The 21,447-nt window shown below is 38.1% G+C and carries 29 protein-coding genes and 1 riboswitch; of the genes, 11 read left to right on the forward strand and 18 right to left on the reverse strand.

Features of this window, described 5'->3' with window-relative positions; all coding sequences use genetic code 11:
- Positions 1–12 precede the first annotated feature (12 nt).
- Both ribE and ribD read right to left on the reverse strand, forming a co-directional pair.
- Positions 13–663 (reverse strand): riboflavin synthase, encoded by a 651-nt coding sequence (gene ribE / locus ACTWQB_RS10650; RefSeq protein WP_443139167.1) that lies wholly within the window; start codon positions 661–663, stop codon positions 13–15.
- Positions 663–1,766: a bifunctional diaminohydroxyphosphoribosylaminopyrimidine deaminase/5-amino-6-(5-phosphoribosylamino)uracil reductase RibD gene (gene ribD / locus ACTWQB_RS10655; RefSeq protein ID WP_443139168.1), complete on the reverse strand. Its 1,104-nt coding sequence runs from the start codon at positions 1,764–1,766 to the stop codon at positions 663–665. The genes ribE and ribD overlap by 1 nt, the downstream gene beginning before the upstream one ends.
- A gap of 35 nt (positions 1,767–1,801) precedes the next feature.
- A riboswitch (FMN riboswitch) is annotated at positions 1,802–1,945 on the reverse strand.
- A gap of 229 nt (positions 1,946–2,174) precedes the next feature.
- Between ribD and ACTWQB_RS10660 the strand changes: the two genes are divergently transcribed.
- The 4 genes from ACTWQB_RS10660 (at position 2,175) to deoD (ending at position 4,647) form a co-directional block, all read left to right on the forward strand.
- Entirely contained in the window at positions 2,175–2,498 is a 324-nt protein-coding gene (locus tag ACTWQB_RS10660; protein WP_443139169.1) for a hypothetical protein, read from the forward strand.
- Between the two features lie 131 nt (positions 2,499–2,629).
- Positions 2,630–3,433, forward strand: a complete 804-nt coding sequence (locus ACTWQB_RS10665; protein ID WP_443139170.1) for a VLRF1 family aeRF1-type release factor — start codon at positions 2,630–2,632, stop codon at positions 3,431–3,433.
- A 59-nt stretch (positions 3,434–3,492) separates the two neighbouring features.
- A complete protein-coding gene (locus ACTWQB_RS10670; RefSeq protein ID WP_443139171.1) occupies positions 3,493–3,864 on the forward strand; it encodes a nuclear transport factor 2 family protein in 372 nt (123 codons plus the stop codon).
- Between the two features lie 75 nt (positions 3,865–3,939).
- Entirely contained in the window at positions 3,940–4,647 is a 708-nt protein-coding gene (gene deoD / locus ACTWQB_RS10675; protein ID WP_443139172.1) for a purine-nucleoside phosphorylase, read from the forward strand.
- A gap of 172 nt (positions 4,648–4,819) precedes the next feature.
- On the opposite strand, the gene ACTWQB_RS10680 is transcribed toward deoD, so the two are convergent.
- The 3 genes from ACTWQB_RS10680 to ACTWQB_RS10690 all read right to left on the reverse strand — a co-directional run bounded on the left by ACTWQB_RS10680 (position 4,820) and on the right by ACTWQB_RS10690 (position 6,121).
- Positions 4,820–5,251: a hypothetical protein gene (locus tag ACTWQB_RS10680; protein ID WP_443139173.1), complete on the reverse strand. Its 432-nt coding sequence runs from the start codon at positions 5,249–5,251 to the stop codon at positions 4,820–4,822.
- A gap of 157 nt (positions 5,252–5,408) precedes the next feature.
- Positions 5,409–5,588 (reverse strand): hypothetical protein, encoded by a 180-nt coding sequence (locus ACTWQB_RS10685; RefSeq protein WP_443139174.1) that lies wholly within the window; start codon positions 5,586–5,588, stop codon positions 5,409–5,411.
- On the reverse strand, positions 5,585–6,121 hold the full coding sequence (locus tag ACTWQB_RS10690) for a hypothetical protein (protein ID WP_443139175.1): 537 nt from the start codon (positions 6,119–6,121) through the stop codon (positions 5,585–5,587). The genes ACTWQB_RS10685 and ACTWQB_RS10690 overlap by 4 nt, the downstream gene beginning before the upstream one ends.
- A gap of 131 nt (positions 6,122–6,252) precedes the next feature.
- Between ACTWQB_RS10690 and ACTWQB_RS10695 the strand changes: the two genes are divergently transcribed.
- Positions 6,253–6,855, forward strand: a complete 603-nt coding sequence (locus ACTWQB_RS10695) for a biotin transporter BioY (RefSeq protein ID WP_443139176.1) — start codon at positions 6,253–6,255, stop codon at positions 6,853–6,855.
- A 220-nt stretch (positions 6,856–7,075) separates the two neighbouring features.
- Here ACTWQB_RS10695 and ACTWQB_RS10700 read toward each other — a convergent pair whose 3' ends face one another.
- Positions 7,076–8,548 carry a leucyl aminopeptidase gene (locus ACTWQB_RS10700; RefSeq protein ID WP_443139177.1) on the reverse strand — a complete coding sequence of 491 codons (1,473 nt, stop codon included), beginning with the start codon at positions 8,546–8,548 and terminating at the stop codon, positions 7,076–7,078.
- A 143-nt stretch (positions 8,549–8,691) separates the two neighbouring features.
- On the opposite strand from ACTWQB_RS10700, the gene ACTWQB_RS10705 reads away from it, so the two are divergent.
- Positions 8,692–9,162 carry a divergent PAP2 family protein gene (locus ACTWQB_RS10705; RefSeq protein ID WP_443139178.1) on the forward strand — a complete coding sequence of 157 codons (471 nt, stop codon included), beginning with the start codon at positions 8,692–8,694 and terminating at the stop codon, positions 9,160–9,162.
- A gap of 167 nt (positions 9,163–9,329) precedes the next feature.
- Here the strand turns inward: ACTWQB_RS10705 and ACTWQB_RS10710 are convergent, their stop codons facing one another.
- The 4 genes from ACTWQB_RS10710 to ACTWQB_RS10725 form a co-directional block, all read right to left on the reverse strand.
- On the reverse strand, positions 9,330–9,755 hold the full coding sequence (locus ACTWQB_RS10710) for a hypothetical protein (RefSeq protein WP_443139179.1): 426 nt from the start codon (positions 9,753–9,755) through the stop codon (positions 9,330–9,332).
- A 125-nt stretch (positions 9,756–9,880) separates the two neighbouring features.
- Positions 9,881–10,645, reverse strand: coding sequence for a 3D domain-containing protein (locus tag ACTWQB_RS10715; protein WP_443139180.1), 765 nt, complete (start codon positions 10,643–10,645; stop codon positions 9,881–9,883).
- Between the two features lie 80 nt (positions 10,646–10,725).
- A complete protein-coding gene (locus ACTWQB_RS10720) occupies positions 10,726–11,043 on the reverse strand; it encodes a YuiB family protein (RefSeq protein WP_443139181.1) in 318 nt (105 codons plus the stop codon).
- A 96-nt stretch (positions 11,044–11,139) separates the two neighbouring features.
- Entirely contained in the window at positions 11,140–12,360 is a 1,221-nt protein-coding gene (locus ACTWQB_RS10725) for an NAD(P)/FAD-dependent oxidoreductase (RefSeq protein ID WP_443139182.1), read from the reverse strand.
- Between the two features lie 258 nt (positions 12,361–12,618).
- Here ACTWQB_RS10725 and ACTWQB_RS10730 point away from each other — a divergent pair, with 258 nt between their 5' ends.
- Both ACTWQB_RS10730 and ACTWQB_RS10735 read left to right on the forward strand, forming a co-directional pair.
- The gene (locus tag ACTWQB_RS10730; RefSeq protein WP_443139183.1) at positions 12,619–13,617 is read left to right on the forward strand and encodes an NAD(P)/FAD-dependent oxidoreductase; all 999 of its coding nucleotides are present in this window, start codon (positions 12,619–12,621) and stop codon (positions 13,615–13,617) included.
- Between the two features lie 175 nt (positions 13,618–13,792).
- A complete protein-coding gene (locus tag ACTWQB_RS10735) occupies positions 13,793–14,473 on the forward strand; it encodes a TerC family protein (protein WP_443139184.1) in 681 nt (226 codons plus the stop codon).
- Positions 14,474–14,518: 45 nt separating this feature from the next.
- On the opposite strand, the gene ACTWQB_RS10740 is transcribed toward ACTWQB_RS10735, so the two are convergent.
- The 6 genes from ACTWQB_RS10740 to ACTWQB_RS10765 form a co-directional block, all read right to left on the reverse strand.
- Complete coding sequence (locus ACTWQB_RS10740; RefSeq protein ID WP_443139185.1) at positions 14,519–15,349, reverse strand: hypothetical protein; 831 nt, start codon at positions 15,347–15,349, stop codon at positions 14,519–14,521.
- Positions 15,342–15,842, reverse strand: a complete 501-nt coding sequence (locus tag ACTWQB_RS10745) for an RNA polymerase sigma factor (protein WP_443139186.1) — start codon at positions 15,840–15,842, stop codon at positions 15,342–15,344. The genes ACTWQB_RS10740 and ACTWQB_RS10745 overlap by 8 nt, the downstream gene beginning before the upstream one ends.
- Before the next feature lie 123 nt (positions 15,843–15,965).
- A complete protein-coding gene (locus ACTWQB_RS10750; RefSeq protein WP_443139187.1) occupies positions 15,966–16,322 on the reverse strand; it encodes a HesB/IscA family protein in 357 nt (118 codons plus the stop codon).
- Positions 16,323–16,369: 47 nt separating this feature from the next.
- Positions 16,370–17,239: a diaminopimelate epimerase gene (dapF, locus tag ACTWQB_RS10755; protein ID WP_443139188.1), complete on the reverse strand. Its 870-nt coding sequence runs from the start codon at positions 17,237–17,239 to the stop codon at positions 16,370–16,372.
- 11 nt (positions 17,240–17,250) lie between these two features.
- Positions 17,251–17,490: a DUF1450 domain-containing protein gene (locus ACTWQB_RS10760; protein WP_443139189.1), complete on the reverse strand. Its 240-nt coding sequence runs from the start codon at positions 17,488–17,490 to the stop codon at positions 17,251–17,253.
- A 41-nt stretch (positions 17,491–17,531) separates the two neighbouring features.
- Complete coding sequence (locus ACTWQB_RS10765; RefSeq protein WP_443139190.1) at positions 17,532–17,858, reverse strand: YuzD family protein; 327 nt, start codon at positions 17,856–17,858, stop codon at positions 17,532–17,534.
- Positions 17,859–18,011: 153 nt separating this feature from the next.
- Here ACTWQB_RS10765 and ACTWQB_RS10770 point away from each other — a divergent pair, with 153 nt between their 5' ends.
- Positions 18,012–18,236, forward strand: a complete 225-nt coding sequence (locus ACTWQB_RS10770) for a NifU family protein (RefSeq protein ID WP_134338607.1) — start codon at positions 18,012–18,014, stop codon at positions 18,234–18,236.
- A gap of 245 nt (positions 18,237–18,481) precedes the next feature.
- Here the strand turns inward: ACTWQB_RS10770 and ACTWQB_RS10775 are convergent, their stop codons facing one another.
- A complete protein-coding gene (locus ACTWQB_RS10775) occupies positions 18,482–19,441 on the reverse strand; it encodes a 2-hydroxyacid dehydrogenase (RefSeq protein WP_443139191.1) in 960 nt (319 codons plus the stop codon).
- A gap of 76 nt (positions 19,442–19,517) precedes the next feature.
- Here ACTWQB_RS10775 and ACTWQB_RS10780 point away from each other — a divergent pair, with 76 nt between their 5' ends.
- Positions 19,518–20,009: a phosphatidylglycerophosphatase A family protein gene (locus tag ACTWQB_RS10780; protein WP_443139192.1), complete on the forward strand. Its 492-nt coding sequence runs from the start codon at positions 19,518–19,520 to the stop codon at positions 20,007–20,009.
- A 366-nt stretch (positions 20,010–20,375) separates the two neighbouring features.
- Positions 20,376–20,648 (forward strand): gas vesicle accessory protein GvpU, encoded by a 273-nt coding sequence (gvpU, locus tag ACTWQB_RS10785; protein WP_443139193.1) that lies wholly within the window; start codon positions 20,376–20,378, stop codon positions 20,646–20,648.
- 36 nt (positions 20,649–20,684) lie between these two features.
- Here gvpU and ACTWQB_RS10790 read toward each other — a convergent pair whose 3' ends face one another.
- Positions 20,685–21,446 (reverse strand): TIGR01457 family HAD-type hydrolase, encoded by a 762-nt coding sequence (locus ACTWQB_RS10790; protein ID WP_443139194.1) that lies wholly within the window; start codon positions 21,444–21,446, stop codon positions 20,685–20,687.
- Between the last annotated feature and the right edge of the window lies 1 nt (position 21,447).

Raw genomic sequence — 21,447 nt, forward strand, 5'->3', positions numbered from 1 at the left:
AACCCTCTCTAGTTACTGTCCCATAAAACCTGCACGGCGTAATTGTTCAACTGAAATACCGTCTGCTTCACCTTCACTTGGCTTCACCAGTTGATGAACGTATTTCAACAACATATCACATTCAATATTGACTTCATCACCTTCATGCTTAGATGTTAAAATCGTCGCTTCTTGAGTATGAGGAATCAGTGAAATCGTAAATCGATTGTTCTCAACGCCAAATACGGTAAGCGATGTCCCGTCAACACTGACAGATCCTTTTAACATAAAATATTTGGCTAACTCATCTGGTACCTCAATGTAGAAGTACTCAGCGTTGTCTTTACGTTCACGTTTAACAATTTTCCCGACACCATCCACATGCCCTGACACAAAATGACCACCAAAACGTCCATTTGCTGGCATCGCACGTTCAAGATTCACTTTCGACCCTTCTGATAAACCTTTTAACGCAGTATGATGAAATGTCTCTGGCATAATATCAGTATCAAACGTCGTGTTTGTAAAATTCGTCACGGTTAAGCAAACACCATTAACCGAAATGCTGTCGCCTAGCTGGACATCCTGGGTAATCTTTTCAACTTCAATCGTTAATTGTAACGACTCTTCACCTTGAATCATTTGTTTAATTGTCCCTACTTCTTCAACAATACCTGTAAACATTATGAACCCTCCTCTTCGCGAGGCTTTGCGATAATTTTTATATCTTGACCAATCGTTTCAACCGAATCAAATTCCACATGAATGGAGTCTTTGACTTCATCGAAACCTAATTGATTATAAAAAGCTTTACTCATGGCTCCACCGATTAATTTCGGCGCCATGTAAACATGTATCTCATTGAATAATTTCTCTTGTATAAAAGCAGAATGAATCGTTGAGCCACCTTCAACATAAAGGCTCATGAGTTTTTCATCAGCCATGCGATCTAGTAAGGCTTCTAAATTAATTTGTTCATGATTTAGCCGCCATACTTGCACATGATCTATGTCATTCAGTACGTCTTCTTTGTTAGTATTTGCATTTTTTCCACAAACTACTATTGTATTTGAATCATGGTTTGTTAAAAGCTTAGTTTCTAAAGGAATCGATAAATGTGTATCGAGGACGATACGTGTAGGGTTCATACCTCCGTGGGGCAAACGGGTGGTTAATAGAGGATCATCTCGTAAAACCGTCTCACTTCCAACTAAAATCGCGTCATGTCGATGACGATTATGATGAACATCTAATCTTGATTGATCACTAGTTATCCATTTACTATCACCACTATTAGCTGTCATTTTCCCATCTAAGGAAACAGCTGTTTTTAGCGTGATATATGGACGCTTGGTTTTCATAAAATGAAAGAACATTTTATTAATGTCTTGAGCTTCTTGTTCTAAAATACCAACTTCAACATCAATACCTTCTCGGCGAATCCACTCAACACCGCCACCTGCAACTTTCGGGTTCGGGTCAAGCGTTGCAACGTATACCTTTTTTATCCCAGCATCAATAATTGCTTTGGTACACGGAGGCGTTTTGCCGTAATGTGCACAAGGTTCTAACGTCACATAAATTTCGGCATCTTTAGCAAGTTCACCAGCCTGCTTAAGCGCAAACACTTCAGCGTGCGGTTCACCAGACTTCATGTGAGTACCAGTGCCAACCACTTGGCCATCTTTAACTACGACCGCACCCACAGATGGATTCGGACGTGTTTGACCAATCGTAAGTCTCGCCAATTCTAAGGCATGATGCATAAAGAAATACTTATCTCTCAATCGTTAACCCCCTTTTTTCATAAACGGGTAACGATCCGATCCTTCTCCCATCCAGACTCTCACTGTCGGTTCTAGTTTCTCACTAGATCAGCCGCCATAAAAAAAGCGGGTCGCGGACTAAGAATGGCTCTGCATCCATCACCGCCGGTCGGGATTTTCACCCAGCCCCGAAGAATCAATACTCAGATTGCTTAAAACTGAATACGATAAACCCTAATTAACTTTAGGATTAAACATTAAATCAGATAATACTGTGATTAACAGTTAACTGATACTAACAATTATACAATAAGTCTTTTAGAAACGCTATAAATTGGCCTACTCTTTAATGTTAACTCTGACATTTTATAACACTCTTTTAAGCATGACATATATTAAATTACAAAATCTTTTAAAGGTGGCATCTGAATGGAGATTTATGATTTCCTAAAATCTAACAATACAAATACTAGTGACATACCTGAAAGTCTAAAATTAGCATTAGTAGCCAGCACACTTACAACATTGGCTGATGCAATAGCTACCTTATCCGCATTATTAGCAATCGATGAAACTAAAGAAGCTAATTTACAAGCCGAACAAGAAAAAGAAGAGTTAAATCAACAATTACTTAATCTTCAAAATCAACTAGATGACTTAACAAGTGATCAGGATCAACAACAAGAAAGTATAGATCAAGTCGTCATTTGGTTAAATTCTATTCAAAAACAAATAGATGATATTAACTCATAAGCTATTACATATATTTCGATATATTATATTGGACAATCCTTGATATAATAAAAAACAAATTTTCAAAAGTGTTTAAACCAATTCTTTTCGTGGAATTAATCAAATAAATCCACAAAAAGGAGATGATCTCATTGGATTTAAAACCATTACTAAATAAACTTGAACATTATCATTCTGAAAAACCGAATAAAGTGTTTACGATGTATTTAAATACAGACCCAGCTGACCCTGACCAACAAGGTGGAAAATGGAGATTACAGCTTAAAAATGGATTAAATAATTTTGAATCCTACTTACAAGAAGATGGTGATTCAGATGAAAAGCGTAACTACTGGGCTGTTAAAGAGAAAGTCGAAAACTTTATGAATGAAAATGAAATGAACCTTAAAAAGAGTGTTATCATTTTTGCAACTGGAGATGGCGATATCTGGTTCGCAGATATTTTACAAATGCCAGTTAAAACAGCGTTCTATTGGGAAGAAGAACCTGTATTAGATCAGTTAAAAGAATTACAACAAACGTTCCCTAAAACAGGCATCATTTTGACTCAGAAGAACCAAATCAAATATATTGATGCAGATTTAGGAACGGTCAATGAAACAAATGTATATGAACTAGACTTAGATACAGAAGATTGGAGAATGCACCAAGGTACCCACAAAGCTGATTCCAACTTAGGTACTGGCGGTGGCAAAACATCTAAAAAAGATGAATTTAACGAACGTTTCGAAGCTAACCGTTATCGTTGGTACAAAAGCATTGCACCAAAACTAGATAAAGTCGCCAAAGATCATGGTTGGGAACGAATTTATCTAGTTGGTGAATCAGATGAAGTTAATGACTTAGAAGACCATATGAATAAAGAAATTGAAGGTAAAATTAATAAGAACTTACTCGATCACGAAGAAATGAAAGTGCTAGAAGAGGTTGTATAAATGTTAACTGAGCTCGACCACGGGCTCAGTTTTTTTAAACAAAATGAGGAGGAACACCGATGATTGAACAAATTGTAAAGGAATATTTTGAGGCCTGGAATAAAGCACTTGATACGAACAATCCTGACTACATTCGCCAAAAGATGTCTAAAAGATTTACGGGTTTCTGGTGTCACAGCGCACTAGATGTCCCTTCGAAATATGACTACAACTATGATTTAAATGCTGTCTTAGAACAATATTTAAATATGAATGCCCAAAAGTCATTTGAAATAGAATCTATTACTGAAAGAACGAATGACATGTTAGTAATCGGGACTGAAACTAATACGGTTAATGGAATCGAATATCCTGCTAAGGCGATCTTTGTTTGGCGTCAGGAAAATAACCAGTGGAAATTATTGCGCGAATATATTGAATTAATTAACTAAATACGTTTAAATTGTGCACTAATATGAAATATGGTAGGTTAAGGAGGTAAGAAAGAATCAAGGAGGATCTACGATATGAGTACACATATTGGTGCCAAAAAAGGCGATATTGCAGATACGATTCTACTTCCAGGTGACCCGCTACGTGCCAAATATATTGCGGAAACATTTTTAGAAGATGTGACTTGCTATAACGAAGTTCGTGGTATGTACGGTTACACTGGTACATACCAAGGTAAGCGCATCTCTGTACAAGGAACAGGTATGGGCGTCCCTAGTATCTCAATTTACGTAAATGAATTAATTCAAGAGTATGATGTTCAAAACTTAATTCGCGTTGGTTCTTGTGGCGCGCTTCAAAAAGACGTTAAAGTTCGTGACGTCATTTTAGCTCAAACATCAACGACTGACTCACAGATGAACCGTATGGAGTTTGGTGGAATTGACTATGCTCCTGGTGCAGACTTCAATCTTCTTAAGAAAGCTTACGAGGTTGGTGAAGAGCGCGGCTTGAACCTAAGAGTCGGTAACGTCTTCACAAGCGATAGCTTCTACCGTGACAATGCAATGGAACTATTCCAAAAGCTTGCGGATTACAACGTGCTTGCGGTTGAAATGGAAACAACAGCTCTTTACACATTAGCTGCTAAGTACAACCGTAACGCATTATCTGTTCTGACAGTAAGTGACCACATCTTAACAGGCGAGGAAACAACAGCTGAAGAACGCCAAACAACGTTTAACGACATGATCGAAGTAGCTTTAGAAGCTGCGACAAAATAATGATTGGTATGAGCACCGAGAGTAGTCGGTGCTCTTTTTTTGGGGTCGATAAATTTCGTTTAGGGGTCGATAAAAACGCATTTTTTACCCCGCCGACAAATTTCGTGGTCGATTTTTTTTGAAATGGGGTCGATATTTAATCAAATGGGGTCGATTATATTGGCTGTGATCGTTATTTCGAAGCAATGACGGTCCCTAGTGGAACCTCCTCACCATTTTCAAATACCAAAATCGTATCATATTCCTGATCTAACGAAACTTTATAGAAAGCTTCATAATCTAACGACTCATCACCGTAATCTTCAGTATGATCACTGTTGTATCTAAGATTTAACGTATCGCCATTCGAATCCACTTCAAACTGTGTAAAATAAGTGGCAGTCTCCCCTTGTTGGACATTAGACCCGTTTAGATAAACATAAAGTACATCCTTTTCATTACCATAAAATAGGTGTGCACCATTTTCGTCAACGTGACCAAAAGAATCACGAATCGTTTCATCAAGATCTGCTTCATTCAATTTTTCTACTGATAATTCCTTCTCAGACTGGCATCCTGATAAAATTAAAATTGTAACTATTAGTGCGATCCATAGAAATCTCACCTTAATCTTCTCCTCTACTTAATATAATAATTTGATCAGCTTCGAAATTTTGTTTTATATCAATATCAATTGAAGTGGTTAACGTCACTTCAACTTTACTCCCAGGTTTAAGGTCATCAATCGATAACGACTTTTCTTCTTGATTTTTAATTTCTGTTTAGTCTGTGATCTCGATGGGACACTCTACGCCAAAGTCATCATCCGTCTTATTGAGTTGCTCAGAACAGTCGACTACCATCACATCGTCTTCGGTCAAAGCATCAATTTCCCACGTAAATGTTTTATTTCCGATGCAGCCTGCAAGAAATACGACTAATATGATTATGAGCTTTTTCACTCCTGGGACTCCTCGCCGTCTTGAAAAAAGTACTTAGGTTGAGCTTCGTCGAGATCAAAATTAACGGTACCATCACGAAACTTAACAAATGGATCGTTACTATCAACAATCCAAGCCTCTCCATTATACTCATCGATTGTTTCTTTCCACTCATATGTATGACCTTGAACGTCCACCACTAACGTTGTTTCCGCGAACGAGGTATGACCATCTTCTTTTCTAATATTATAAATATCAAAATCCTTAATTTGATATTCAAATTCGTTAAGCGTTTTAACTTTTTCCATATAAAATTGTTTGGCTTCCTTCTCAGATAACTTTGTGCCGTCTGTTGGATGATGATTCTCATTATCGTCATATACGTACAAATGGTTGAATGTACTCTCGTAGTCTTCGTCGATTAACGATTCATAATATTCCTCTGCGACGCGTTTAACTTTTTGCTCTGGACTATTTTGGTAGTAATAATAAAATCCAACAGCTAAACTTATGAGTGCAACGATAGTTATAACATTTTTTACAGTTTCAGACATAAAAACCCCCCAAAGGTATTTATTCTATATAGTGATTATTTTTCCTTCTCATGCATTGTTCACCTTAACAAAAAACTAGTTGACATTATTTTCGTAATTGTTTACCATATTTTCAGAAAGGGTGACAATACATGAATTCAAAATTTAAAACTTTAGACTTAACACTAGGCGCCGTATTCGTCGTACTAATGATGATTGGTGCAAACATTGCATTTTGGTTTCCTGCATTTAAAATTACATACGCAAGCGGGGAAGTACCAATTACACTACAAACACTTTTCGCGATCATGGCTGGTTTAATTTTAGGTAAAAAATTAGGCGCATTCTCGATGATTGTCTACTTACTTGTTGGAATCGCGGGAGTTCCAGTTTTCGCACAAATGAGCGCTGGCGCGACTGCACTAATTTCACCAACAGGTGGATTCTTAATTTCATTTATTTTTGTCGCATTCATTGCAGGTTATATCGTTGAGAAAGCAAGTCAGCCAAAAGTAAGCATTTACTTAATCGCAACGTTTGCCGGACTTATGACAAATTACGTAATCGGCACACCATTTATGTATCTATCATTAAATTACATCTCAGAAGTCGCAATTTCGATGAAAGCTTCAGTCATTTCCATGATTCCATTCTTTATTAAAGATTTTATTATAACAATGGGACTTGCGGTTGTATTACCGCAGTTTATATCTAGATTGTCTAAAGCCGTCCCAACTTTAGCGTCTAGAACATAATTTATATACACCCATTTTCCTTTCCACATTTCTAATCAGTGGTTGGCCATTTCGATTTGATCGAAATGGCTTTTTTTCTATGATTTTAGGTACTGTTTTTGATTTCATGTGCAGCCCTCGATTTCACGTGAACTCATCCCATTCCAAAAGAAAAAGCTGACGGACTTGCATCCGCCAGCTTTCAATCGAATACTTTTGCGCTTGCACAAAAGTTCCATATTTATTTTTGATTCATAATCGTCTTCGCTAACGTGCGGACCATGACACCTGTTGGGCCTTTTGGACCTAGGTCGTGTTCTGATTCAGACATGGCCGTACCTGCGATATCTAAGTGAACCCATGGTGTATCACCGACAAATTCACCTACAAAACAACCTGCTAATACAGCATGGCCTTTACGACCTGGTGAATTATTTAAGTCCGCAATGTGGCTTGTACGAACTTTTTTCTTAAATACGTCATGGTATGGAAGTTCCCATATAAGCTCTCCTGCTTGTTCAGAAGCTTCGTAAACTTGATCAAACCACTCGCCGTTGTTCGTCATAGCGCCTGTCATTTCATCTCCTAGCGCTACCACAACGCCTCCTGTTAACGTTGCCACATCAATGATTCGTGATGCACCTTGTTGATTCGCATAAGTGACTGCATCCGCTAACGCTAAGCGACCTTCTGCGTCTGTGTTACGGACTTCTATTGTTTTTCCACTCATAGACACAATCACATCATCTGGCTTGAACGCATCACCACTAATCATATTGTCAGTAGATGGAACCAAACATAGTACGTTTTCCTCAGGCTTGATTTGACCAATCGCATCCATCGCACCTAACACTGATGCTGCTCCACCCATGTCCATTTTCATGCCAATGATGCCTTCTTTACCTTTTAACGAGTAGCCACCTGTATCAAATGTAATCCCTTTACCGACTAATGCGACAGGATCACTCCACTCCGCTTTCCCTTGATATTTCATTACGATAAAACGAGGTGGTTCCTTGGACCCTTGGTTAACTGCTAATAATGCACCCATGCCTAGTTCTTCAATCTGTTCTTTCTCAAAAATTTCGATTTCCATGCCGTGTTTATGTGCAATATTCTCAGCATAAGCTGCTAAGTCAGAAGCTGTAAGTAAGTTTCCAGGCAAATTAACTAAGTGACGAGCTGAGTTTGTCCCTTCACCTAAAGCTAAACCAACTTCGATTGCTTGTTTTACACCTTCCTCGCCTGAAATTACAGTGAGGTCTGATAAGAAGCCTTTGTTCTCTCGATCTGTGTGATACGTTTCAAGCTGATAAGTCGACATAACAAAAGCTTCTCCGATTGCTTCTGCAAACGTTAAATCTTCTGTAAAACTTTCTAAAGCAACCGTCGCTCCTGTTAACTGATCACTATTTACCTGTTTGAACGCTTTCCCCATCACTTTGCGAAAACGACTGACATCTAGTTCATCTTTTTTACCTAATCCTACAAAATAAACTCGTTTTGCGTCCGCATTTCCAAATGTATGTACTTTAGAAACTTTTCCATAAGCATTGTGGATGTCGCCTTGCTTAACAAGTTCTTCTAGGTGACCATCTAGTACCTCATTTAAAGACTGATACACTTGTTGTTCTTCTTTACTTTCTTCGTATAGACCTACTAATAGTGCATCTGTTTCGACGTTTGTGACTTGATTATTAATTACATTGACCATGTGTACACCTCCGTATTATTATCATTATCTTATCAAATATTTTATCAGTTCGAAATCACAAATGTTTGTTTTTTTCAGAACATAAATAGGGTATGATGATTATATAGATTAGATACAGAACAGTTTTAGAAGGTGGCGTCAAAATGGAAATACTACACAATACACCGTTAGTTTTAGCATTGTTTGCAGTTGTGTTTGCTCAAGTTGTCAAAATTCCAATCCATTTTATTGCGGACCGTAAGTTAGAACTTTCACTTGCATTCAGTACAGGTGGAATGCCAAGTAGCCACTCAGCGGCAGTGGCAGCACTAACAACTGCGGTAGGAATTGAACACGGGTTAGATTCGCCTTATTTTGCGATAGCCTGCGTCTTAAGTATTATCGTTATGTATGATGCAACAGGAATAAGACGACATGCCGGTCAACATGCAACGATTTTAAATCAATTGGTAAAAGATTTTCAACGCTTGGTCGATGAGGCAAAGCATTGGCAAGAAAAAGAAGAACGTGAAAAACAGCGTGAACTTAAAGAATTACTCGGGCACCAACCGATCGAAGTGTTCTTTGGTGCACTAACAGGAATCTTAATATCCGTTATCTTTTATGCAATATAAATATAGGCCGAACTCTTGGATTAACACCTAGGGTTCGGTTTATTTCATATTGTAGGATAGTCAAAATGCAATACTCCTAATCGGCTAAAAGTGGCCATGTCCATTTAGTGTGGGCTTTGATCCGTTTTACAGACACAGCGTCGCATTTCTCGTACACTTTCGGACGTTCAGCCCTCCCTATCAACATTCGGCGGCTCCCTATCGACATTCAGAGTCTCCCTATCGACATTCAGCGCTTCCCTATCGACATTCAGAGTCTCCCTATCGACAATCAGCGCTCCACTATCGACATTCAGCGCTCCACTATCGACATCAAGGGCTTCCTTATCGACATCCAGCACTTCCCTATCGACATTCAGCGCTCCACTATCGACATCAAGGGCTTCCTTATCGACATCCAGCACTTCCCTATCGACATTCAGCACTTCCCTATCGACATCCAGCGCTCCACTATCGACATTCCACGGCTCCCTATCGACATTCCGCGGCTCACTATCGACATTCAGAGTCTCCCTATCGACATTCAGCGCTTCCCTATCATCATTCAGCGCTCCACTATCGACATTCCGCGGCTCCCTATCGACATTCAGCACTTCCCTGACGACATCCAGCGATACCCTTCAACCCGTATGTAGGTTGACTTCGTTTCAGGAGCCATTTCAAACTTAAAGCAAAAGGCCACCTCAGTCTTTTATTAGACTTTGGTAGCCTTAATCTACTATTCATTAAAAACGGGTAATGCCTCTGAAGTAATCTGTTCTTCCCAAAACGCTAAATCACTTTCTGTCACGGTACCTTCACCCATTTCGATGACATACACATCCGTGCTCTTTTTACCCCATTCATTGTACACTTCATCTACTGTTTCATAATACAAATCTATTTTATTACCTTTAATAGCTCCGCCAGTATCCATTACAATTCCATAACCATAATCAGGTACATACATCACAGTGCCTAATGGAAACACACTTGGGTCTGCTGCAATCGTAGACAGTACGCCTCTTTGTACTGTTAATCCAGAAAACGTAATACCGTACAGAGGGTGACCCTCTGTTTTACCTGTCGATTCATAACCTGCAGTGTAGCCTGTTGCCACAACCGTTTTAGTAGGATATTGTTTGAACGCAACTTCTGCAGTCATAGACGTCTGTTCAACTTCATCACTTTGATCTGCTTGTCCACTTTCTTGCTCTGCCAAAACTGGCTGTACTTCCTTGTCCTCTTGTTTCTCACTCGCATCAACTTGCTCACTAACGCCAGCTACTGATAACTGTTCCCCATCTTCTCGATCTTCCTCTGCCTCTTCCCATACCTTAGATTTATGAGTTAATGAGACTTGGTGTCCTTCAAATTCTTTAGATTGAATAGATGGTGTGTATTCATCAGCTGCTTTAAAAGATAGATTTACAGTCAACAGCAGTGATGTCATGCTCACTAATAAAATAGCGAAAAAGAAAAAGCTTCTTAATTGATTACGCATGTTTAACACCTCTTTGTCATGAAGCGTAACCAAATTAAGAAGCTTTTATACATTTACCTGAAAATTTCGAAATTAACACACTAAAACATTTGATATCCTTTTTGCCTTAAAATTTTAATGACAATTCCAGCTACTATGGTACCAGCCAACCCTGCCAAGAGGACAATTAAGTCAAATGCCTCAAGAGCAACAATGCGATCTGGTAGTTGTGAAAAGGAATCTGTTGGAGACGTGAAGTAACTCCAGAATGAAACATTATCAATAATTAAAATAACAACAATAGGATAAACCAACGACATTAACCATGTTGTACGTAACAACATGTTGATAATAAACGCAATGCCAAAAAATAATACAAAAAACAATAATGCTGCAACAAATCCAAATAAAATACCCACGTTTGTTCCCTACCTTTATTCGTTCGTTAAACCTCTATCAGTTTAACATAAAAGAAAAGCAAAGACCTATGCCTTTGCTTTTCAAATCGTTACAATTTAGTGATACATATCAAGTTTACCTTTTTTAAGGACTAGACCAACGCCACCTAATTTCATTAGATAACGGTTATCGATTACTTTTTTCATAATTGAAGCTGAACGACCAAATAACTTCTTATCATCAAACACAACACCAATTGCGTCCGTGTGACCTAATGATGCTACTGTACCTTGAATGTTTGGTTCAAATCCTTCAAGTTTCTCACTTCCGCTGACTAATTGCTTTAAGTTGTGAGCCACAACATCTGCCATTTGAATCGCAATCTGTGCTGTTGGTGGATAAGGGCGTTCTGATTCAGGGTTCATGATCACTGCACAATCCCCTACCACAAACACATCATCATAGTCTGGCGTACGAAGATCATTGCGAACTGGTACACGGCCACGGTTTGTTTCGAAACCTGACTCTTGAACGATCGAGTTACCTGTTACACCAGCTGCCCAGATAACATTCTTAGATTTAATTTCTTCTTGTTCTTCGTCTTTTTCAACGATAATGCCTTCTTCATTAACTTTCTTAATCATTGTACCAAGTTTGAATTCAACGCCTTTTTCTTCAAGACGGTTCATCGCATATTCAACAAGTTCTGGATCAAAACCAGCTAATGCAGTTGGACCAGCTTCAACATTGATTAAACGCACTTTGTCTTTAGGTACATCATATTCTTGGCAAAGCTCTGGAATACGGTTTGCTAGTTCTGCAACGAATTCGATACCTGTAAAACCAGCACCACCAACAATAATTGTAATTAAATCCTGACGTTCATCTTTTTCTAAATTGTATTGAGCAAAATTGTACTCAATATGATCGCGGATTAAACGCGCACTGTTAATGTTTTGGATAGAGAAAGCGTGCTCTTTAAGCCCTTCAATACCGAATGTAGCTGATTCAAATCCTAAACCGATCACAAGATAGTCATAAGATAGTTCGCCATCTTCTAATGTAACTGTTTTGCTTTTTGGGTCGATCGATTGTACTGTGTCTTGTACGAAATTAATTTTGTTAAAATCGACAACATCTTTGATTGCAATACGAGTACGATCGTGGTGAAGTGTACCTGCTGCATTTTCATGTAGCCAAGTTGTTTGATAGTGATAGTCGTGTTTGTTTACCAACGTGATGTTGGCTTCCTCAGGTGACATTTTCTTTTGGAGGTTTACTGCCGTCATAATACCGCCGTAACCCGCACCAAGAATGACAATGTTTGGTCTGTTCATACTAATCCCTTCCATCCTTAAAAATTTTATGTCACGAATGACTTTGTGATTTTTTTCACAGATAAAAATAAAAGATTGTCATAATTTCGTTAAACATTCCTAAAGTCAATCTTAGAACTTTTTGTGACTATTTTCAACCCTCTTAATATTTTCTAATGTTTCAGATAATTTATAATAGAAAAAAGTTCTCATAACTGCCTGTATAATGTTATAATGTTCAATGGTGCGAATTGAATTCATAAAAGGTGGGGAAAATTTATGAGTGATCATGTTAGAGACATAACGATCATTGGCGCCGGTCCGGTTGGCCTATTCACTGCATTTTACGGCGGCTTACGTCAGGCTGATGTACAAATCATTGAAAGCCTTCCTCACATCGGTGGTCAATTATCTGCATTATATCCTGAAAAATATATCTTCGATGTTGCTGGATTTCCTAAAATCCGCGCACAAGAATTAGTTGATAACTTATATGAACAAGTTAAACCGTTCAACCCTGAAATCACGTTAGATCATGCGGTTCAAAAGGTTGAGAGAGTTGATGAAAACTTAATTAAGTTAACAACAGATAAAGATACATTCTATACAAAGACAATGATCATTACGGCTGGTAACGGGGCATTCGAACCTCGCAGACTAAAAATTGATGGTGCTGAAAAGTATGAGAGCACAAACTTACATTATTACATCAAAGATTTAGAAGCTTTTAGAGACAAAAAAGTTTTAGTCTGTGGTGGTGGTGACTCAGCAGTAGACTGGTCATTAATGTTAGAACCGATCGCAGAAAAAGTGACTATTGTTCACCGTCGCGATCAGTTCAGAGCTCACGAGCATAGTGTTGAGCAATTAAAAAATTCATCAGTTGAAGTTTTAACGCCTTATGTGCCTTATGACCTTGAAGGTGATGAGAACATTAATAAGGTAATCTTACAAAAAGTGAAATCAGAAGAAACAGTCGAGGTTGATGTTGATGATGTCATTATCAACTACGGTTTCATTTCATCTCTAGGCCCGATTAAAGATTGGGGATTAGAATTAGAGAAGAACAGCATTGTTGTTAACTCTAAAATGGAAACAAATATTCCTGGCGTTTATGCTGCTGGTGATATTTGTACTTACCCAGGAAAAGTTAAATTAATTGCAGCTGGTTTTGGTGAAGGACCAACTGCTGTAAATAATGCTAAAGTTCGCATTGATCCTAATTCTAGAGTACAACCGAAACACTCTACATCAATGAAAATTTTTGAAGATAAGTAATCTCTTTTCAAACAAAGGGGAGTAGCTTTCACAATAAAAGTCGTCATTCTCGGAGGTTAGAACCTCTCGGCTTTATTGGCAATCACAGATTGTTAGCGAGACTTTTGCTTACCTAATTTACGGTGGGCAAAGGTCTCTTTTTTTATGTTACATATATTGAGGGGGGATAAATTAAGTGGATTTATTTACAGTTGAGTTTTTCTCAGCATTAGTCGCAATTATATTAATTGATTTAGTGTTAGCTGGAGATAATGCAGTTGTCATCGCCTTAGCAGCTCGAAACTTACCGAAGCACCATCAACGAAAAGCTATTATCTGGGGGACTTTTGGGGCAATCTTCATCCGAGCACTAGCAACTGTTTTCGTAGTTTGGTTACTAAAGATTCCAGGACTTTTACTTATTGGTGGTATCGTGCTAATCTGGATTGCTTATAAACTCTTAACCGAAGAGGAAGAAGTCAATGTCAAAGCAGGAGGAAGTCTATGGGCAGCCATCAAGACAATTATTATTGCCGATGCGATGATGGGTCTAGATAACGTCCTTGCTGTTGCAGGTGCTGCACATGGAAGTGTTCTGTTAGTTGTCCTTGGTTTATTAATCTCAATTCCAATCATTGTATTTGGAAGTCAAATTGTCCTAAAGCTAATGGAAAGATTCCCGATGATTATCTTTATTGGTGGTGCTGTATTAGCCTGGACCGCTTCTAAGATGATTGTAAAAGAACCGATCATAGCTAATCTGTTTGCAAATGAATTTCTGAAATACGGATTAGAAGTCATGGTCGTTGTAGCCGTTATTGGCCTTGGTATTATGAAGAAGAAATCAGCTCAAACTCAAGCAGCTGGACAAGCATAAGGAAACCCTCCTCGTTTAGACGAGGAGGGTATTTTTACGGCCTGTTTATTGGGTTTCTTTTATTGACTGCCTTAGCTTTTCTAGTCTTGGTTCGACGCCGTCTCCTGCTTCGATTATATACTCAAATTGAATATATAATACATCATCATTAATTTGATAGGCGTAATACCCAGAAGCGATATCACCACTTTCATGATGCATAATACCTTCAAAGGAATTTTCCTCAGGGTCTAAAGGTGTTTGATCTCCATCTAACTCCGTTGCAAAATCGTTTAAAGCTGTGTTGTTAATGATTTCTACTGTTATTTTCACATTCTCAGCATCACTTGTATGAACGATTTTATCATCCTCTATTAAGTCATTTCCTAAGAATTCATTCATTTGGTAGCTGATTTGATGAGAGGTTATATGATACTCCAAGACGGTTGTGCTCTCTTCCATCCCCTCAATCATAATCGTTTCTTCATATGGACCTTCAACTTTCACTTCAAGATTGCGATTTTTTTCCTCTTCTACTGGCTGTTCACCCTCTTCAGGGTCTTCTTCAGGTGTATTTTCCGGCTCTTCGTTCACTTCTTCTTCTGATCCTTCTTCCGGATCCTGCCCTTGCACCTGTTCACTATCAGGTGGTGTACCTGGTTCATCAACCGTCATATTTTGTTGATTAATCATTGTCGCGGCAACGATCCCGAATAATAAGATTGCAGCTGCAGTTGCCATCCAAATAAATTGGCGCTTACGTTTCTGTTGTGCTCTCTTTTTCTTAGCATGTTTGGAAATTGCCATTCTCATCTCTTCCTTCTTTTTTGGATCAATGCTACTCATCGTTTTTAACCCCTTCAATTCATCAAGAAATTGATCATCATGTTTACTCATAGCTGACCCTCCCAACCTTAGTCTTTAGCACTTTTAATGCGCGATAGAATGTGATTCGTACTTTGTTTTCCGTCCAATTCAATACATCAGCCGCTTCCTTAATCGATAGTTCTTCGATTCCACGTAAAATTATGACATCTCGATAATTGGGCTTTAATGTATGAATGGCTTCATAGAGCAACGCTTTCTCCTCAGTTGTTTGATAAACATCCTCAGGTGATTCTTCGTTTTCAGTGTCATACGTATCAATGAGTTTACGCCAATCCTGTCGTTTCTTTTTCCTTGCTTCATCAATTGCTAGGTTACGCGCAATTGAAATTAACCAAGTCTTCGGGCTTGAGTTCCCTTTAAAGGAATCAAAGTTGTTTATAGCTTTAATGAATACATCTTGAACTAAATCTTCTACATCGGGTGACGATGTGTAATAAGCTAAAAATCGATATATATCATCGGCATATCGATCAAACCATTCGGTAATGAGTTCTTCATCCATGGCTTTACCCCCTAAATTGTTGTCTAATTAATAGACGCACATAAGTTCATCATATTACAAAAAATTTTATTTTGGGCTTCTTTACAGAAAAAAAGCTTGCTGTCCGTAGACAACAAGCTTTGATTAACACTTCTCTGGAGTACCTTCTCGTTCTTTCGCTTTGAATGAAGAACCACAACCACATGAAACGATGGCATTAGGATTATCAATCGTGAATCCGCCACCCATCATATTTTGTTTAAAATCAATGGTCGTGCCTTCAACGATTGGGCGGTCCATCTTAGCGATGACCACAGGAATATCGAAGTCTTCATAAAGTTCATCGGTTTCCTTGACTTCATAATCAAAACCTAATTTATAGGAAAGACCACTGCATCCTCCACCTTTTACACCGAAGCGTAAGTATACGTTCTCCGCAGTTTCTTCTTTAAGCATTTCTTTAACCTGATACTGAGCTTGCTCAGTTAGTTGGATTGCCATACGACATACCTCCTTAAGATTCATTATACTGATTGAATACAGTTCATTCAAATTTTCTGCCAATAAAATTCGCCTGTCGCGACTGTAACTGCCGGCCCTTTCATCATGACATGGCCATCTTCTTTCCACGTAATCATGAGATCTCCACCATCTAGGTGTACTACCACTTCTTTGTCTTTTTTAACATAATCATTTAATACAGAGGACACAACGGCGGCACATGCACCAGTTCCACAAGCTTGGGTAATGCCAGACCCTCTTTCCCAAACACGGAAATTAATCTCCTGGTTATTTAACACCTCAACAAATTCAACGTTCACACCTTCCGGGAAACGAGAATCATTCGTCACGGCCGGACCCACTGTTTCAAGTGGTGCATCAACCATATCATCTACATAAAAAATGACGTGAGGATTCCCCATCGACACAGCCGTTGCGTACAAGTTTTCTTCACCAACTAAAAACGGTTCTTGTATAACATGATCATCTGCATCTCCTGTTAAGGTTTCCATTGGTATTTTCCCACGTTCTAAAATAGGCTGCCCCATATCAATCGAGACGTTTTTCACCACACCTTGTTCAACTTCGACTTCGGCATCAACCACACCTGATTTGGCTTCAACCGTAAACGTTGTTTGATCAACATAACCTAAATCGTATGCTAGTTTTGCGACACAACGAAGTCCGTTACCACAGTTCATCGCTTCTGATCCGTCTTTATTAAAAATTCTCATCCTTACATCAGCAATATCCGATGGCAGCATTAAAATCAAGCCATCTGAACCAATACCCGTATAGACATTAGAGACAGCTTGAGCTAGTGGTGATAGGTCTTCTTCATCTAAGGCAACTTTAAAACCATCTATATAAATGTAATTATTGCCTAGGCCATGCATTTTCGTAAATGGAATATTCATACTCATATCTCCTATATACTCGGTTCATCTTCTTCTAGTTGTTTATAAATATTATCTACTAGCTGTTCAGGTGTCTCAGCTGTTACACAAACACCCTCAACTAGCGCAAATAGCGTCATTGAACAAAGCGCACAGTGGCTCGTACATCCTAATTCAACGACATCGAGATCCGGATCACGAGATAATTTATCATATGCTTCTTGAGATCCACTCATTAAATTATTGATACAGAACTCTATATTTGGGTTCATATACACACTCCCTTAATCTTGTTGATTGAACCCATTTCTGTTTATGATTGTGGTTCTAATCCCCGTTCTTCTAACGCCTTATAAACCGTTTTTAATTTAGGATTACCTTCCCCAACAATTTCATCTTCAATCAACACAACTGGATAAAACATATCTTCCTCAACCACCCGCTCAGCAAACTCTTTATATGGCCCTTGTTCAGGCGGATTAAATATATCAACATATTTATATTGAATGGCATCTTCACCAAACTTACGACCGATCGCAGCTTGTAACCACTCATATTGTTCCTTAGAACTTGGTAAATTCACACAACTTGGGCAAAGTACCTCAGCACCATAAACCGTCAATTCGATGTTCTTCCCCATACTTCCCCTCCTAAGTAAATCTTTCAGTTAATTTTATTTTACACCATAAGAAAATCTAGGTACAATGATAATGATTCTCAATATTTTTGTTTAAACGGTTAGAAAAATATCAATTTCGTGATATAATATAGTTAAGAAAGGGGAAGATGAACGATGTTTGAACAGGTACAAGAAGTCATTGGAAAACTACGCCCTTTTTTACTTCGTGACGGAGGCGACGTAGAGTTAGTCGACGTGGATGACGACGGTATTGTACTTCTACGTTTGAAAGGTGCTTGCGGAAACTGCCCGAGTTCTGCCATCACACTTAAGGCAGGTATTGAACGCGCATTACGTGCAGAAGTACCTGGCGTACAAGAAGTAGAACAAATTTTCTAATACTCTATAATCAGTACAAATCGCATGTGGCCGACACATGCGATTTTTTTCTTATCATAATGGAATTTTTATTATAGAGGATTGATTTACCCCCATAGAGTGCGGATTAGCACCCATAGATCCTCAACTAACGCCCGTAGAATTCCGTTTAACACCCATAAAGTTCGAATTAACACCCATAGGCTTATTAATGACACCTATTCTTTTAGAAATGCATAACCCAAATAGATAAGCAAGAAGTACATTTAATTAACAGGCGTAATTGGATCTTCTCCATTCAACACTCGCGCAATATTCTCAACCGCTAACTCCACCATCTTCATTCGAGTATCCACACTAGCTGATCCAATATGAGGAAGTGCCACAACATTGCCCAAACTCAATAATGGATGATCACTCTTAATCGGTTCATTTTTAAATACATCTAAACCAGCTGCTTTAATGTCTCCATCTTCTAGCGCCTTAAATAAATCCTCTTCATTCACGACACCACCGCGAGATGAATTGATAAAAATAGCTGATTCTTTCATGTTCTTAAAAACATCTGCATTAAACATATTCTTCGTTTCATCTGTTAAAGGTGTCATACAAACAACAAAATCCGATTGTTGAATAAGTTCATCAAACTCAACATAAGTCGCTCCAAGTTCCTGCTCGGCATTCTTTTTCCTAGAACGATTATGATAAAGGATACTCATATTAAATCCTGTTGCTCTCTTAGCAACAGCCTGCCCTATGTTTCCCATCCCTACTATTCCAAGAGTTTTATGATGAACATCTGATCCTGCTAATAAAAACGGCGACCATGTTTTCCAATCATCCTGCTTGACATATTCCACCGCTTCCGGAATTCGCCTTGCCGTTGCAAGTAATAAAGCAAACGTTAAATCGGCAGTTGTTTCATTTAACACATCCGGCGTATTGGTTATAACCACCTCATGCTTTTTAGCGGATTCCAAGTCAATATTGTCAAAGCCTACTGCCATATTAGCGACTACCTTTAAGTTCTTAGCCTTCTGAAAAACTTCCTCGTCAATTGTTTCCGTTAACATAGCCAGTACCGCATCGGCATCTTTTACTTTATCTAAAAGTTCTTCACGCGGAATCGGAGTATCCTCATGGGGCCACATTTCCACTTCATAAGATTCGTTTAGTTTATCAACGGCTGATTCGGGTAAATTACGTGTGATTAATATTTTTGTCATCAATTCCAAGCCTCCTTTATATTATTTAGTCAATGAAGTAAAATAAAGAAAAAATACAGGATAGGTGTGATTTATAATGAATTTAGAAACAAAAGCATTAGAAGCTTTAGAAGAACGAAATGTAAAGTTAGATGAAATTGCTGATCTTGTCTACTTTTTACAAGAAAAATATCATGATGACTTATCAAAAGATGAATGCTTAGCAAACGTTAAAAAGGTATTGCAAAAGCGTGAAGTACAAAATGCGATTCTAACAGGCATTCAACTAGATAAATTAGCAGAGAAAAATGAGCTTGATGAACCGTTACAACAAATCGTTGAACAAGATGAAGGATTATATGGTATTGATGAAGTGATTGCGTTATCGATTGTTAACGTTTATGGTTCAATTGGTTTTACAAACTATGGATATATTGACAAAGTAAAGCCTGGCGTTCTGAAACGATTAAATGATAAAAATTATGGATGCCACACTTTCTTAGATGATATTGTAGGTGCGATTGCAGCCGCAGCTTCAAGCCGTCTTGCTCACAGTCAATTTGATGCAATGAGCTCAATTGATGATTAATGATTAATTATTAATATCCTATCATAATCAAATTTACGTTTCATCTCCCAAAAGACTGTCCAACTTAGACAGTCTTTTTCATTTTTAACTATCCCTTGTCCACTTTTTCAATATTTTAATATGTTTGTAAAAAAGGTCATATTTAATCCTCATTTAACATTCCAACCTTCTATTCACATACACTTAAATTTTTTCTTTAACCCAAAAATTTTAATATTCAAGGTAAAAAATTCCTTTTCAGTTACAAGTATAAATTCATCTACGTTTCTACTTTATTAATGCGGGTATCGACATTGTAAGGTCATCAACCTATATTTAAATCTTGTCTTCAGACGCTTAAAAGGAGGTTTTAAATGAGCAAAAACCATGTCAGCTAGCCAATACTTTCAAGAAATGAGTGAAAAGTTTCAAGAAGGTAATGATGTTGCTAAGTTATTCTCAGAAAAGCTTTCTAAAACTAGTGAGTATGCTGCGCAACAAAATTCTGAGGATATTCAATATATTCATTTAAAAGATGCTCAAGTCTATAATGGAGATCAAAAGCCTACCCCTTCTAAGACAAAGTTCTTGTGGCGGGGTAAATTATCAGAAGTAGATGGTTTTTTCTTAGGCACGATTAATAATGAGCAAAAGGGATGAATCGAAAAATGATTCATCCCTTTTGTTCTTTCTTATCTAAAACCATTTATCTAAAGTTTCAATGGTATATGTTGGCTGAGTACCAAATTGAGTTAACTCATCTTTAGTTGTAACACCTGTTTGAACATGTAACGTATCCATACCAGCATTAATTCCGGCCATGATATCGGTATGATAGTTATCACCCACCATAATGGCTTCTTCAGCTCGAATGCCCAAATACTCTAAAGCAATTTGTAACATAAGGCCAGATGGTTTTCCAACGACCTCTGGCTTTATTCCTGTTACATTTTCTACTAAGTTAACGAACGCACCGTTACCAGGAACTAAGCCTTTTTCTGTTGGAACTTTTATATCCGGATTCGTCGCAACAAATCTCGCTCCTTTTTGAACATAAAGGCAAGCATCTCTTAATTTACGATATGTATTTTCCCGATCGATGCCCATCACGACATAATCTGCTTCACCATTAACCACCTGGACACCTTTTTCTTCAAGTGCATGGGTTAGACCCGCTTCACCAATGACATACGCAGTTGCATCAGGATTCTCCTCATGAACATGAATGGCAGTTGCTAATGAGGCCGTCATCACTTGCTCCACTTCAGCTTCAATACCAAACTGTTTAAGCTTTTCCACCGTTACCTCTGGTGTACGTGAAGAGTTATTTGTTACGAATATGTGAGGAATATTTCGATTTCTTAGTTCTTGAATAAACACTTTAGCTTCAGGTATTTCGGATTTCCCTTTATACATGGTGCCATCTAAATCAATCAAGTATCCTTTATAATCCTTCACA

The organism is Piscibacillus sp. B03 (assembly GCF_052246295.1).
Lineage (GTDB): Bacteria > Bacillota > Bacilli > Bacillales > Alkalibacillaceae > Piscibacillus.